This window comes from Alishewanella maricola (assembly GCF_016343785.1).
Classification (GTDB): Bacteria; Pseudomonadota; Gammaproteobacteria; order Enterobacterales; family Alteromonadaceae; genus Alishewanella; species Alishewanella maricola.
The window spans coordinates 148,392-162,782 of the sequence record NZ_JAEINI020000002.1 but is presented as its reverse complement, the minus strand read 5'-3'; the positions used below and the strand labels follow the sequence as shown (position 1 = coordinate 162,782).

Genomic DNA, 14,391 nt, shown 5'->3' with positions numbered 1-14,391 from the left:
AGCTAGCAAGTTGTCTAAGCAAGTCATTGCATGTCATCAATTTTTTTATTAAAGACTACGATAATATGCTTTGTTTATGGTATTAGTTTGAAGGTTACATGCACCTTGTGCCAATCCTACTTTAGCACTAAGTGCTTAGTTAAATCCTTGCCTTCTTGAATTGTGCTGCGCTTTGTCTGACTGGCACTGTCGCTGCGCCCAATTTTGTTGGGACACGCTGTGAATACATCCTTGTACGCTCCTGTTTTTCATCCATGAAAAACACGGTCCCACCAAAAATTGTGCTGCGCTTTGTCTAACTAGCACTGCCGCTGCGCCCAATTTTGTTGGGACACGCTGTCAATACATCCTTGTACGCTCCTGTTTTTCATCCCTAAAAAACACGGTCCCATCAAAAATTGTGCTGCGCTTTGTGTTAGTAGTGACCTTGCTGAGCCCAGATTTTATGAGCCCAGTGTGACAGCCAACACTATGCTAACTTGCGCATTTAGCGCTAAGAGCTAAGCCTACTTTTGAGTTCGTAGTTTTACCCAATTGCTCGGTAATAAACCCACCTGCAGCGGCTAAAGCGTCTAAATCCACACCGTGCTCAATGCCCAAGCCATTTAATAAATACACCACATCTTCAGTGGCCACATTGCCTGAGGCACCTGCAGCGTAAGGGCAGCCGCCTAAACCGGCTACGGCGCTGTCAATCACGCTAATGCCACGACTGAGTGCCACATAAATATTGGTTAAGGCTTGGCCATAGGTGTCATGAAAATGCACTGCGAGTTGTTCGACAGGCGCCACTTTGAGCACGGCGTCCAGCATGGCATTCACCTTAAGCGGGGTACCAACCCCGATGGTGTCACCTAGCGAAATTTCATAGCAGCCCATTTCTAGCAGCGCTTTGGCAACTCGAGCGACCTCGCTTGGCGCAACGTCACCCTGATAGGGGCAACCGACGACGCAAGAAATGTACCCTCGTACTTTAATGCCATCTGCTTTTGCTGCATCCAGTACCGGCGCAAAACGCGCCAAGCTTTCACTGATCGAGCAATTAATGTTTTTTTGACTAAAGGCTTCTGATGCGGCGCCAAAGATGGCTACTTCAGTGGCACCGGCCGCTTTAGCGGCTTCGTAACCTTTTAAATTGGGTGTGAGGGCAGCATAGGTGATATTAGCACCGCGCGAAATACCGGCGAACACCTCGGCTGAGTCGGCCATTTGCGGTACCCATTTGGGGGAGACAAAGGCGCCACTTTCAATATAGCAATGGCCTGCAGCGCTGAGCATATTGATTAGCTGCACTTTTGCGTCGGTGCTAACATTTTGCTCGTTTTGCAAACCATCGCGAGGGCCCACTTCCACTAGGCGCACGGCTTTAGGAAAACTCATTGCTCCTCCGCTGTAAAATCGACCAGTTCTGCACCGTCTTGTACCAGCTCACCGGCACGGTAAAACAGCTGATTTACTACGCCATCTTTCGGTGCTTTGATACTGTATTCCATTTTCATGGCTTCCATGATCACTAAGGTCTCACCGGCTTTAACTTTGGCGCCAGCTTCAACCATGACCGCCACAATAGTGCCGTTCATCGGCGCGGTTAAGCTGCCGGCATGCTCGCTACCATCAACTTCGGTAGCGACTTCGGTTTGATAGATAAAGTCGTAGCGCTGATGCTTAATAAAGATGCTGATGGTGTCGCCATATTGGCTTACCCGCACCTTGGTACGATGATCACCTAACACGGCGCTAAGTTCATCACCGATAAGCTCGGCGGTACAGCATAATTGTTGGCCCTGCACATCAATAACATAATGCTGCTCATGTTGCTGAATAGTCAGTGTTTGTTTCTGTTCGCCATAATGCAAAGCAATGTGAACGGTCGGCATTTCATTTAAACGCCAGCCATGGCTAAATTGCCATGGGCTAAAAGTTGTATGACTGCAGCTGGGGGCTTTTTGTTGTTGTAAAACAAACAATGCAGCCAGTACTAAGGCTTGATTGGTTTCATTATTCGCTGGGGCAAATAAGCTTTCTTGATGCTGAGTGATAAAGTTAGTATCTAGCTGTGCAGCTTTAAACGCAGGGTGTTCGGTCAGGCTGGTTAAAAAGCTCAGGTTGGTCGTCACACCGGCGATACGGTAATCATCCAAGGCGCGCAGCATGCGGGCAATGGCGCGGTCACGGCTTTCATCCCAAACAATCAGCTTGGCAATCATCGGATCGTAAAAGGGCGACACTTCATCGTTTTCGACCACGCCGGTATCGACCCGCACATGGCGATTCGCTTCGGGTTGACGTAAGTAAGTCAGTTTGCCGGTAGCCGGTAAAAAGTCATTATCCGGATCTTCGGCATAAACGCGCACTTCAATGGCATGGCCGTCTAATTGAATATCCTGTTGTGCCAATGGCAGAGGCTCGCCCGCGGCCACTAATAATTGCCATTTTACTAAGTCTTGGCCGGTGATCATTTCTGTCACAGGGTGCTCAACTTGCAAGCGGGTGTTCATTTCCATAAAGTAGAAAGAACCGTCTTCGTCAAATAAGAACTCCACCGTACCAGCGCCACGATAATCAATGGCTTTAGCGGCTTTTACAGCAGCTTCGCCCATGGCTTTACGCTGCTCAGCGCTAAAATTGGGGGCTGGGGCTTCTTCAATCACTTTTTGATGCCGACGCTGAATAGAGCAATCACGCTCAGCCAAATACACCGCATTGCCGTGATTATCGGCAAATACTTGAATTTCAATATGGCGCGGTTTGGTTAAGTAGCGCTCAATTAGCATTTTATCATTGCCAAAGCCGGCTTTGGCTTCACGTCGGGCACTGGCCAAAGCAGCGGCAAATTCGTCTTTGTTCCAAACAACCCGCATGCCTTTACCGCCGCCACCGTAGGCGGCTTTCAGTAATTGCGGATAACCAATACGGGTTGACTCTTCAGCTAACAAGGTATCGCTTTGATCGTCGCCATGATAGCCCGGCACTAAGGGCACACCTGCAGCCGCCATAATTTCTTTAGCCGCGCTTTTTGAGCCCATCGCGGTGATGGCCGCCACGGGTGGGCCAATAAAAATCACACCGGCTTGCGCACAGGCGTTAGCAAAATCTTCATTTTCAGATAAGAAACCGTAACCTGGGTGAATCGCCTCGGCGCCACTTTGTTTAGCAATTGCAATGATTTTATCACTGCGTAAATAGGAGTCTTTACTTGGTGCCGGGCCGAGTAAGTAGGCTTCGTCGGCCATTCTGACATGCCGGGCATTGGTATCGGCTTCAGAATAAACCGCCACGCAGCGAATACCGAATTTGTGTGCGGTATCAATCACGCGACAAGCAATTTCGCCACGGTTAGCTATTAAGATCTTACGAAACATTATGTTATTTCCCTGCCTTATCATCGGTGGTTACTGCGTTTTGCCAAGCTGGGGTACGTTTGTCTAAAAATGCGCTTAAGCCTTCTTGGCCTTCGTCAGATACGCGGATATCGGCAATCGCTTGCTGGGTATGAGCAATAACATTGTTGCTAATTTTTCGGTTGTAGATGTTTTGCAACAAGGTTTTAGCCGCACGCATCGCCGCTGGGCTATTTTGCAGCAGTTGAGTAATAAAACCTTCACAGCAGGCCTGCATGTCATCGCTACTTACCACAACATGTAATAAACCCAGTTGCAGTGCGGTAGTGGCGTTGAAGCGCTCTGCAGTGATAAAGTAGCGACGGCTGGCGCGCTCGCCCAATGCTCGCATCACATAAGGGCTAATAACGGCAGGCATTAAACCGATGCGCACTTCACTTAAACAGAAAGTGGCGCTGTCACTGGCAATAGCAATATCACAGCAAGCCACTAAGCCAACCGCGCCGCCAAAGGCTGCACCGTTAACCAAAGCAATAGTGGGTTTTGGAAATTTATCGAGCAAGTGCATTAAGGTGGCTAATTCGGCGGCATCACCCAGATTTTCATCGTAATCTTTTTGCGCCATAGCGCGCATCCAATTCAAATCGGCACCGGCAGAGAAGTTTTTGCCATTGGCGGCAAGTACCATAATCCGTACGGCATCGTTATTGGCGAGATCGTTGATCACATTAATTAATTCGGCGATCATCGCGTCATCAAAAGCGTTATGCACAGCAGGGCGGTTCAGCGTTAAAGTTGCTACGCCACGGGTATCGATATTAACTTCTGTGTATACCTGGGTCATTTTTATCTCCGAAAGTTAAGACTTTCTGCTTATAAAGTAATGGGGTTGCCGGTATGGCTTGATAAGCCAGCAAGCGTTTGCTTACTACATAAAACACCTTTTGTGATTAACCTACTTCAGCGCAGCCAGCTCGCTATTAAGCAAACTGGCTGCGGTAACACCTTACATTCTGAATACACCAAAACGACTTTCTTCAATTGGGGCGTTTAAGGCAGCCGCTAAAGCTAAACCGACGGTCATTCGCGTTTGTGCCGGATCGATAATGCCATCATCCCATAAGCGACCACTGGCATAGTAAGGATGGCCTTGTTTCTCATATTGTTTAACAATGGGTTGTTTCAAGGCTTTTTCAGCGTCAACACTTAAGGTTTCACCTTTGCGTGCTAAGCCATCTTTAGTCACTTGGGCCATAACACCGGCGGCTTGCTCACCGCCCATTACCGAGATGCGCGCATTCGGCCACATCCACATCATGGTAGGATCGTAAGCCCTGCCGCACATGCCGTAGTTACCGGCGCCATAACTGCCGCCAATTAACACGGTAAATTTCGGCACTTTGGCGCAGCTAACCGCCATCACCATTTTGGCACCGTGTTTGGCAATACCTTCGGCTTCGTATTTTTTACCCACCATAAAACCGGTGATATTTTGTAAAAACAACAGCGGGATTTTGCGCTGAGCACAAAGCTCAATAAAATGCGCGCCTTTTTGCGCCGATTCGGAGAATAAAATCCCGTTATTGGCGACAATGCCCACGGGATAGCCGAAGATGCGCGCAAAACCACAAACGAGGGTAGCACCGTAGTATTGTTTAAATTCATCAAAATCTGAGCCGTCGACAATACGAGCTATCACTTCTTTCACGTCGAACGGTTTGCGTAAGTCGGTACCGACAATGCCGTACAGCTCTTTAGCATCATATAAAGGCTCTTGCGCTGCTTTTACATCCATTTGCTGAGGTGCGGGGCGGTTCAGTCTGGATACCGCATTACGAGCAAGTTGCAGGGCGTGTTCGTCATTTAAAGCATAATGATCTGCCACGCCGGAGATTTTACAGTGCACATCGGCACCGCCGAGCTCTTCGGCGGAGACTTCTTCACCGGTGGCGGCTTTTACCAATGGTGGACCGGCTAAAAAAATGGTGCCTTGATCTTTAACAATAATGCTTTCATCGGCCATGGCAGGCACATAAGCGCCACCTGCAGTACAAAGCCCCATGACTACCGCGATTTGCGGAATACCTTTGGCTGACATGTTCGCTTGATTAAAGAAAATACGCCCAAAGTGCAGTTTATCGGGGAAAACTTCGTCTTGGCGTGGCAGGTTAGCGCCGCCAGAGTCGACTAAATAAATACAGGGTAAGTGACAGCGCTCAGCAATTTCTTGCGCACGTAAATGCTTTTTTACCGTTAGCGGGTAGTAAGTACCGCCCTTTACGGTAGCATCATTGGCGACGATCATGCACTCCACACCACTGACACGACCTACACCGGCAACCACTCCGGCACAGGGTACGTAGTCTTCATAGCATTCCCAACCGGCAAATTGGCCTACTTCTAAAAAGGGTGAGCCCGGGTCAAGCAGTTTTTGGATGCGCTCGCGCACAAACAGCTTGCCACGTGCGGTATGCCGCGCGATCAACGCTTCACCACCACCGAGTTTAATTTTTTGTACTGTGCTATTCAGATCATCGACCACGGCTTGCATCGCCGCAGCGTTTTTTTGGAAATCCTCTGCGCGAGGATTTACTTTTGACGTAATTCTGGTCACTTAAGTCACCTTATACTAGAGCGGGTTAAACAAAGCGGAACCGGAACAACTTAGCAGACTCACTTTTAATCGCTCGTTTCGTTAAATCTGTCGCGCGCTTCGCTTAGTTAATTTCACTTGCCTAGATTGCGAATAAAACAGTGGAAGCTAACGCTGCCACTGCTAATTCGGCTTAAAAGCTTAGTTAGATTCGGTAAAGAGTTCACGGCCAATTAGCATGCGGCGGATTTCTGAGGTACCGGCACCAATTTCATACAACTTGGCATCTCGTAACAAACGTCCGGTAGGGTATTCATTGATATAACCATTACCGCCAAGTAATTGAATGGCGTCTAAAGCCATTTGGGTGGCTAATTCCGCCGCATATAAAATCACGCCGGCAGCATCTTTACGGGTAGTTTCGCCTCTATCACAGGCTTTCGTTACCATGTAGACATAAGAGCGAGCCGCGTTCATGCGGGTATACATGTCGGCTAACTTACCTTGTACTAATTGGAATTCACCAATAGATTGGCCGAATTGCTTACGATCGTGGATATAAGGCACTACCACATCCATACAGGCTTGCATAATACCCAGCGGGCCGGCGGCTAATACCACGCGCTCGTAATCCAAACCGCTCATCAGTACTTGTACGCCACGACCAACTTCGCCTAATACGTTTTCGGCAGGCACTTCACAATCTTCAAAGACTAATTCACAGGTGTTCGAGCCACGCATGCCCAGCTTGTCAAGTTTTTGCGCTTGGCTAAAACCTTTAAAACCGCGTTCCACGATAAAAGCCGTGATGCCCTTTGAACCGGCATTGACGTCGGTTTTGGCATAAATTACATAGGTATGGGCATCTGGACCATTGGTGATCCACATTTTGTTACCGTTTAAAATGTACTTATCACCTTGCTTGTCGGCGCGCAGTTTCATGCTGACTACGTCAGAGCCGGCATTTGGTTCGCTCATGGCCAAGGCACCGATATGCTCACCCGAGCACAGTTTTGGTAAGTATTTCATTTTCTGTGCTTCAGTGCCGTTGCGTGAAATTTGATTCACACACAGATTTGAATGAGCACCATAAGACAGGGCCACTGAGGCAGAGGCGCGGCTAATTTCTTCCATGGCAATAACGTGCTCAATATAGCCTAAGCCTGAGCCACCGTATTTTTCATCCACGGTAATGCCTAATAAACCCAAATCACCAAATTTACGCCATAAGTCATGTGGAAATTCGTTCTGTTCGTCGATTGCCGCGGCACGCGGTGCGATTTCTTCACGCGCAAACGCATTTACTTGATCACGGATCATATCGACGGTTTCGCCTAAATCGAAATTAAGGCCTTTGTAACTGCTAATCATGTTAAATCCCCATCTGTATTAGGCTTATCACCCAAAACCTTATTGGTTCAGGCGCTTTTTGGTTGTTTGGCTTCAGAAAGCGTTTCTCGGCAGCGCTTTTCGACGGTAACCAGCTCCATCAACACCACTTTAATGTCATCCATCTGTTGGTGTAGTTCGACTTTTTTTTGCTCAATTAAGGTCAACATGGTGCTGAGTTGTTTTACGCTGCTTTTGTCGGCATCGTACAATTCAAACAACTGACCGGTTTCCGCTAAACTAAAGCCCAGGCGTTTGCCGCGCAAAATAAGCTTTAAGCGAACGCGATCACGTTTGCTGTAAATTCGTGTTTGGCCGGCGCGCTGTGGCGTTATCAAACCCTGATCTTCGTAAAAACGAATGCTACGGGTCGTAATGTCAAACTCCCGTGCTAGCTCGCTGATACTGTAGGTTTTCTCGTCTTTTTCTTTCATGGCATGCCTTCTCACTAAGTGCTGGCAACTATAAGTGAAGTTTACGTAAAGGTAAAGCAATCAGCCATAAGCTATCACTGTTTGAGTGGGTTAATAGTGCTCTTTGTAAAGTTTTTATGCCAACAAAACGCCACTCGCTGTACAGATTTTTGCACTTTAAATCTGTGGTAATACCATAGTGCTAACAAGTTGACGTTGGCGTAAACGTAAATTTGGTGTAGGCTCTGTGTCATTATTTAAGTCAACGCCAAGATTTGGAGAGCTGAATGAATCCGCAAAACCCTGTTGTTATTGTTGCTGCTAGACGTACCGCCATGGGCGGCTTTATGGGCGGTCTATCAGAGGTTGACGCTACACTGTTAGGTGCGGCGGCCATTAAAGCTGCAATGGCTGATGCAGGAATTGCTGCTGAGAAAATTAGCGAAGTGATTATGGGCAATGTGCTGCCCGCGGGTTTAGGCCAGGCACCGGCGCGTCAAGCCACTTTAAAAGCCGGTTTACCTCTAAGTGCCGGTGCAACCACCATTAACAAGGTGTGTGGCTCGGGTTTAAAAGCCGTGATGTTAGCCAGTGATTTATTACACGCGGGCAGTGCCGATGTTGTGGTCGCCGGTGGCATGGAGTCGATGTCAAATGCGCCCTACCTGTTACCCAAAGCGCGTAGCGGTTACCGTATGGGCCACGGCGAAATGAAAGACCATATGATGCTTGATGGTTTAGAAAATGCCTATGACGGTAAAGCCATGGGCTGTTTCGCGCAAAACACGGCTAATGACAAAGCAATTAATCGCGAGCAGATGGACGCCTTTGCGGTGCAATCTCTAACCAGAGCGCAAAGTGCCATTAGCAGTGGCGCCTTTGATAGTGAAATTACGCCAGTTACCTTTCAAACGCGTAAAGGCGAAATAACCTTTAACGTCGATGAGCAACCGGGTAATGCCAAATTAGATAAAATCCCCACTTTACGTCCGGCGTTTGCCAAAGACGGCACTATTACCGCTGCGAACTCTAGTTCAATTTCTGATGGTGCTGCTGCCTTGGTATTAATGCGTTTAGACGATGCCAAAGCCTTAGGGGCTAAACCTTTAGCACGCGTCGTAGCACACAGCACGCACTCAATTGAACCAGAAAATTTCACGGTTGCGCCCGTTGGTGCGATGCAAAAATTATTGAAAAAAACTGGTTGGCAAAAAGATGAAGTTGACCTGTGGGAAATCAATGAAGCCTTTGCCATGGTGACGATGCTCGCCGTTAATGAGCTGGGTTTAGATAATAACAAAGTTAACGTCAACGGTGGTGCCTGTGCCTTAGGTCATCCGATTGGCGCTTCAGGTGCCCGTATTTTGGTGACCTTGATCCACGCCTTGCGTAACCGCGGTTTAAGTAAAGGTATTGCTTCACTGTGTATCGGTGGCGGTGAAGCCGTCGCGCTTGCAGTGGAAGTGATGTAACAAAGGCAATGCTACGTGGGCCGAGTGTTTTATACCGGCCAACGCAACAATAAACCATTCATATTTACCGACGGCAAATAATAACGACATAGATAATATGCCGTCGGTATAGCCCAACAATCGGGAGATGCTTCATGACACAACAGGTTAAACACTTTATCGATGGCGAATTCGTCAACTCAACGAGCGATAAACTGATTGCAGTGACTAATCCTGCAACGCAACAGGTGATTGCTCAAGTACCTTGTGCTACCGCTGAAGAAATGGCGCGCGCCATTGCGTCAGCTAAAGCCGCTTTTCAAACATGGAAAGAAGTACCGGTCTCTGAGCGTGCCCGCCTAATGATGCGTTTTGCGCATTTATTAAAAGAACATCAGGGCGAAATTGCTGAGATCATTTGTGAAGAGTTAGGCAAAACCATTGAAGATGCCAAAGGCGATGTTTGGCGCGGTATTGAAGTGGTAGAGCAAGCGGCGAATATCCCTTCTTTAATGATGGGCGAAACGGTTGAAAACGTGGCACGTAGCATTGATACCTACAGCTATATTCAGCCGCTAGGTGTCTGCGCGGGCATCACGCCATTTAACTTTCCTGCGATGATCCCACTGTGGATGTTCCCGATGGCGATTGCGTGTGGTAATACCTTTATTTTAAAACCGTCTGAACAAGATCCGATGACGGTGAACAAAATTGCCGAGCTGTTTGTTAAAGCCGGTGCGCCAAAAGGCGTATTGCAGGTAGTACACGGTGCGAAAGAGCAAGTGGATGCCATTTTGCATCACCCTGATATTAAGGCGATTTCGTTTGTCGGCTCGGTTAACGTGGGTCAATACATCTATAAAACGGGTACTGACAACCTGAAGCGTGTACAAGCTTTTGCCGGTGCGAAAAACCACATGGTGATTATGCCTGATGCCAATAAGCAACAGGTGGTGAATGCCTTGGTGGGCGCTTCTGTGGGGGCGGCAGGACAACGTTGTATGGCGATTTCTGTGGCCGTATTTGTCGGTGCTGCGGCAGAGTGGATCCCCGAGGTGGCCGCGGCCATTGGTAAAGTGCGTCCGGGGCATTACAGTGATGCCAATGCGGCTTACGGCCCACAAATTAGCCCACAAGCGCGTGCTCGCGTGCTATCACTGATTGAGCAAGGTAAAAAAGAAGGCGCGACCTGCGTGTTAGATGGCTCTGACTGCGTGGTCGATGGCTACCCTAACGGTAACTGGGTTGGCCCTACCGTGTTCAGTAATGTCACCACCGAGATGGAAATCTACAAGCAAGAAATCTTTGGGCCGGTGTTATCTACCATGACGGTGGATTCGTTAGAAGAGGCATTAAAAATAGTTAACGACAGTCCTTTTGGTAACGGCACGTCAATTTTCACCGCCAGTGGGGCCGCTGCTCGGAAGTATCAGCACAACGTAGAAGTGGGTCAGGTGGGTATTAATATTCCTATCCCAGTACCGCTACCCTTTTTCTCCTTTACCGGATGGAAAGGCTCGTTCTACGGCGATCAACATGCTTATGGTAAACAAGCTGTGCGCTTCTACACTGAGACCAAAACCATTACGGCGCGTTGGTTCGATGACGATATTCCGGTAGTAGGCCCGAATATGTCGATTAATTTACGTTAAGAGTTGACAGGGGCGAACGTGGCGACGGTGACAGCGAAGACGAAACCATTAAAAATTTGCAGCTGCGCCGTCGTCCGTTTTGCTTAGAACAGTACAGGAAATCTCTATGAATTTTAATTTAACCGAAGATCAACAAGCCTTTGTTGATGTGGCTAAGCAGTTTGCTGAGCAAGAATTAGCCCCACATGCAGCACAGTGGGATCGAGATCATTTCTTTCCAAAAGCCGTGATCCAAAAAGCGGGTGAACTGGGATTTTGTTCGCTGTATACCGCAGAAGAAGATGGCGGTATGGGGTTATCACGCTTAGATTCGTCGATTATCTTTGAACAACTCGCTATGGGCTGTACTGCGACCACGGCCATGTTGACTATTCACAACATGGCGACCTGGATGATTGCAACTTGGGGCACGGCAACCGCGAAAAGTGAGTGGGTTGAGTCGCTCGTGACCGGGCAAAAGCTAGCGTCTTATTGCTTAACTGAACCTGGCTCAGGCTCTGATGCCGCAGGTTTGCGTACCAGCGCGAAGAAAGACGGTGATCATTATGTGCTCAATGGCTCAAAAATGTTTATCTCGGGCGCGGGTGAAACCGAAGTGTTAGTGGTGATGGCGCGTACCGGAGAAGCTGGGCCTAAAGGGATATCAGCCTTTATTGTACCTGCTGATGCCAAAGGCGTGATTTACGGTAAAGCCGAAGAGAAAATGGGCTGGAATGCACAGCCTACACGCTTAATTACTTTTGAAGATGTGCGTATTCCTGCGCACAATTTATTAGGCAATGAAGGCGAAGGTTTTTCTTTTGCTATGAAAGGCTTAGACGGCGGCCGCATTAATATTGCGACCTGCTCTATCGGTACAGCGCAACAAGCGATGAATACCGCGCGTAATTATATGTTAGAGCGTCAGCAATTTGGTAAGCCTTTAGCGGCGTTTCAAGCGCTGCAGTTTAAACTGGCCGATATGGCCACTGAACTGGTAGCGGCTCGGCAACTGGTGCGCTTAGCAGCCTTTAAATTAGATCAGCAAGACAGTGAAGCCACCGCTTATTGTGCGATGGCCAAACGTTTTGCCACCGATGTCGGTTTCCAAGTGTGTGATCAAGCACTGCAATTGCATGGCGGTTACGGTTACATCAAAGAGTATCCTCTTGAGCGGCATTTCCGTGATGTCCGCGTACACCAGATCTTAGAAGGTACGAACGAAATTATGCGGCTGATTATCGGCCGGCGTTTATTAGATGAAGCGGCAGGCGATATCTTATAACGATAAAAAATCACGGTAACGCTGAGCTTATGCCATGTTATGTCACACACAGGGCTTACACTCAGCGTTACTGTACACTTTTAAGGAATGTTTATGCTGGTAAATACTGACAGTAGTGTAGTGCTTTATCAGGAGTTGCAAGCAGCCAATGGAAAGCTGATTGGCGTGGCGACACTCAACTCAGAAAAATCACTTAATGCCTTAAGCTTGCCGATGGTTGAATCCTTACTGCCACAATTGCAAGCATGGCAAGCTGATCCAACCGTCGCTATGGTGATGTTACAAGGCGCGGGTGATAAAGCTTTTTGTGCGGGTGGCGATATTCGCGATTTGTATCAAGCTATGCAGGATGCCCCGGGCCAATTTCAACCTTATGTTGCTGATTTCTTCTGCAAAGAATACACCCTCGATTATTTGATCCATACCTTTGGCAAGCCCGTGTTAGTGTGGGGTAATGGCATCGTCATGGGCGGTGGTTTAGGCCTGATGGCGGGCGCTTCGCATCGTATCGTGACCGCGAGCAGTCGTATTGCCATGCCGGAAATGGCCATCGGTTTATATCCTGATGTTGGCGCTAGCTGGTTTTTAAATCGAATGCCGGCAGGCTGTGGTTTATTTTTAGGTTTAACCGGTGCATCCATTAATGCCGCAGATGCGCGCTTTATTGGTTTAGCGGATGTATTTATTTGCCATGAGCAAAAAGCCGAGTTAGTGCAAAAACTTTGCAGTATTAACTGGGGTGATACGGTGTCGTTAAACCACCAGAAACTGTCTGATGCACTGCGGGTGCAAGAACAAGGCTGTCGCACACAAATGCCACTTAGCCAGATCCGTGTGCATCAAGAGCCTATCGCGGCTTTAGCCCGCGCAGCGACCTTAGCCGAGGTGGTCAATGATATTATGGCGATGCCGGGTGAAGATAAATGGCTGACTAAAGCCAAAGCGTCGCTGAGCTATGGCAGCCCGATCACCGCTCATATTGTGTTTCGTTTATTGCAACTGGGCCAAACAAAAATACTGGCCGATAGTTTTCGCTTGGAACTGGGTTTAAGTGTGCAATGTGGCAAGTTAGGCGAATTTCAAGAAGGTGTGAGAGCTTTATTAATTGATAAAGACTTACAGCCTAAGTGGTTATATCCCGACGTCGCAGCCGTGCCGGTGGAAGTGGTGGCAGAACTGTTTCGTTCGCCATGGCCAGAAGCCGCACATCCCCTCGCACAATTGGGTAAACAACAAGGATAATAAAAATGGCAAAAGTGGCATTTATTGGTTTAGGTAATATGGGTGGCCCGATGGCACTCAATTTGCTGAAAGCAGGGCATCAGGTTACGGCATTTGATTTATCAGCTGCAGCACTGGCACAAGTGCAAACAGAAGGTGCCGTTGTTGCGGCATCGGCCGCAGAGGCAGTATTAGATGCAGAGTTTGTCATTTCTATGCTGCCTGCGGGTAAACATGTTTTAGGTTTATATTTAGGCGAACAGGGCATCGCAGGCAATATTAGTCAATCGGCTTTAGTGATTGATTGCTCGACAATTGATGCTGATAGTGCGCGTAAAGTCGGTGCCGGGTTGCGTGAGCAAGGGATTGCCTTTATTGATGCGCCCGTATCGGGTGGGGTGGGTGGTGCTAAAGCCGGCACCTTAACCTTTATCATCGGTGGCACTGCAGCTGATTATGAGCGTGCGAAAACAGTGTTAGCGAACATGGGTAAAAACCTGTTTCATGCCGGTGATGTTGGCGCCGGACAGGTTGCGAAGATCTGTAACAATATGCTGTTAAGCATTTTGATGGCGGGTACTTCTGAAGCCTTGCAGATGGGCATTGCCAATGGTTTAGATCCCAAAGTGCTTTCTGAAATCATGCTGAAAAGTTCAGGTCGTAACTGGACGCTAGAGTTATACAATCCCTGCCCAGGTGTGATTGATACGGTTCCATCAAGCAATCATTATCAAGGTGGCTTTATGGTCGACTTGATGGCGAAAGACTTAGGCTTGGCGATGGAAGCGGCAGAGCAAAGCGCAAGTAAAACGCCATTAGGCAGTTTGGTGCGTGATTTGTATGTTAGTCATCAACAAGCTGGTCACGGTAAATTAGATTTTTCGAGTATTTTTACGTCATTTAAAAAGTCAGATGCTAATTAGTTGATTAGTTAAATAGCTTGATTTTTTTGTTTGAGGGGGCTTGTGCGATAGCGCCTAGTACGTCCTGAACAAGTGTTAACTTTGACTAAAACTAGCGGTCGACCTTTTTATAAAGAGCAGTATTAGTTGATGCTGTTACTGCGT

The 14,391-nt window shown here is 48.1% G+C and carries 11 protein-coding genes; 5 read left to right on the top strand and 6 right to left on the bottom strand.

The annotated features are described in order from the left end of the window. Nucleotides 1–474: 474 nt before the first annotated feature. From JAO78_RS04195 to JAO78_RS04170, 6 genes are all read right to left on the bottom strand, one after another. Entirely contained in the window at nt 475–1,380 is a 906-nt protein-coding gene (locus JAO78_RS04195) for a hydroxymethylglutaryl-CoA lyase (protein ID WP_226750102.1), read from the bottom strand. Next, nucleotides 1,377–3,362, bottom strand: a complete 1,986-nt coding sequence (locus JAO78_RS04190; RefSeq protein WP_226750101.1) for an acetyl/propionyl/methylcrotonyl-CoA carboxylase subunit alpha — start codon at nt 3,360–3,362, stop codon at nt 1,377–1,379. Before JAO78_RS04190 ends, JAO78_RS04195 begins: the two co-directional genes overlap by 4 nt. 4 nt (nt 3,363–3,366) lie before the next feature. Beyond that, entirely contained in the window at nt 3,367–4,185 is an 819-nt protein-coding gene (locus JAO78_RS04185) for an enoyl-CoA hydratase/isomerase family protein (protein ID WP_226750100.1), read from the bottom strand. 162 nt (nt 4,186–4,347) lie between these two features. Further along, nucleotides 4,348–5,946: a carboxyl transferase domain-containing protein gene (locus tag JAO78_RS04180; RefSeq protein WP_439647499.1), complete on the bottom strand. Its 1,599-nt coding sequence runs from the start codon at nt 5,944–5,946 to the stop codon at nt 4,348–4,350. 189 nt (nt 5,947–6,135) lie between these two features. Continuing rightward, entirely contained in the window at nt 6,136–7,305 is a 1,170-nt protein-coding gene (locus tag JAO78_RS04175; protein WP_226750098.1) for an isovaleryl-CoA dehydrogenase, read from the bottom strand. 47 nt (nt 7,306–7,352) lie between these two features. Next, nucleotides 7,353–7,757 carry a MerR family transcriptional regulator gene (locus JAO78_RS04170; protein WP_226750097.1) on the bottom strand — a complete coding sequence of 135 codons (405 nt, stop codon included), beginning with the start codon at nt 7,755–7,757 and terminating at the stop codon, nt 7,353–7,355. Between the two features lie 266 nt (nt 7,758–8,023). Between JAO78_RS04170 and JAO78_RS04165 the strand changes: the two genes are divergently transcribed. The 5 genes from JAO78_RS04165 (at nt 8,024) to mmsB (ending at nt 14,247) form a co-directional block, all read left to right on the top strand. Continuing rightward, a complete protein-coding gene (locus JAO78_RS04165; protein WP_226750096.1) occupies nt 8,024–9,208 on the top strand; it encodes an acetyl-CoA C-acyltransferase in 1,185 nt (394 codons plus the stop codon). A gap of 134 nt (nt 9,209–9,342) precedes the next feature. Beyond that, the gene (locus JAO78_RS04160) at nt 9,343–10,839 is read left to right on the top strand and encodes a CoA-acylating methylmalonate-semialdehyde dehydrogenase (RefSeq protein ID WP_226750095.1); all 1,497 of its coding nucleotides are present in this window, start codon (nt 9,343–9,345) and stop codon (nt 10,837–10,839) included. Between the two features lie 106 nt (nt 10,840–10,945). Further along, nucleotides 10,946–12,103, top strand: a complete 1,158-nt coding sequence (locus tag JAO78_RS04155; protein ID WP_226750094.1) for an acyl-CoA dehydrogenase family protein — start codon at nt 10,946–10,948, stop codon at nt 12,101–12,103. A 93-nt stretch (nt 12,104–12,196) separates the two neighbouring features. Then, on the top strand, nt 12,197–13,345 hold the full coding sequence (locus JAO78_RS04150; protein ID WP_226750093.1) for an enoyl-CoA hydratase/isomerase family protein: 1,149 nt from the start codon (nt 12,197–12,199) through the stop codon (nt 13,343–13,345). Nucleotides 13,346–13,350: 5 nt separating this feature from the next. Continuing rightward, nucleotides 13,351–14,247, top strand: a complete 897-nt coding sequence (mmsB, locus tag JAO78_RS04145) for a 3-hydroxyisobutyrate dehydrogenase (protein WP_226750092.1) — start codon at nt 13,351–13,353, stop codon at nt 14,245–14,247. Nucleotides 14,248–14,391: the final 144 nt, after the last annotated feature.

Coding starts and splice junctions, on each gene's coding strand:
- JAO78_RS04155 (WP_226750094.1), top strand. CDS start 10,946: ATGAATTTTAATTTAACCGAAGATCAACAAGCCTTTGTTGATGTGGCT.
- mmsB (WP_226750092.1), top strand. CDS start 13,351: ATGGCAAAAGTGGCATTTATTGGTTTAGGTAATATGGGTGGCCCGATG.
- JAO78_RS04185 (WP_226750100.1), bottom strand. CDS start 4,185: ATGACCCAGGTATACACAGAAGTTAATATCGATACCCGTGGCGTAGCA.
- JAO78_RS04160 (WP_226750095.1), top strand. CDS start 9,343: ATGACACAACAGGTTAAACACTTTATCGATGGCGAATTCGTCAACTCA.
- JAO78_RS04175 (WP_226750098.1), bottom strand. CDS start 7,305: ATGATTAGCAGTTACAAAGGCCTTAATTTCGATTTAGGCGAAACCGTC.
- JAO78_RS04170 (WP_226750097.1), bottom strand. CDS start 7,757: ATGAAAGAAAAAGACGAGAAAACCTACAGTATCAGCGAGCTAGCACGG.
- JAO78_RS04165 (WP_226750096.1), top strand. CDS start 8,024: ATGAATCCGCAAAACCCTGTTGTTATTGTTGCTGCTAGACGTACCGCC.
- JAO78_RS04150 (WP_226750093.1), top strand. CDS start 12,197: ATGCTGGTAAATACTGACAGTAGTGTAGTGCTTTATCAGGAGTTGCAA.
- JAO78_RS04195 (WP_226750102.1), bottom strand. CDS start 1,380: ATGAGTTTTCCTAAAGCCGTGCGCCTAGTGGAAGTGGGCCCTCGCGAT.
- JAO78_RS04190 (WP_226750101.1), bottom strand. CDS start 3,362: ATGTTTCGTAAGATCTTAATAGCTAACCGTGGCGAAATTGCTTGTCGC.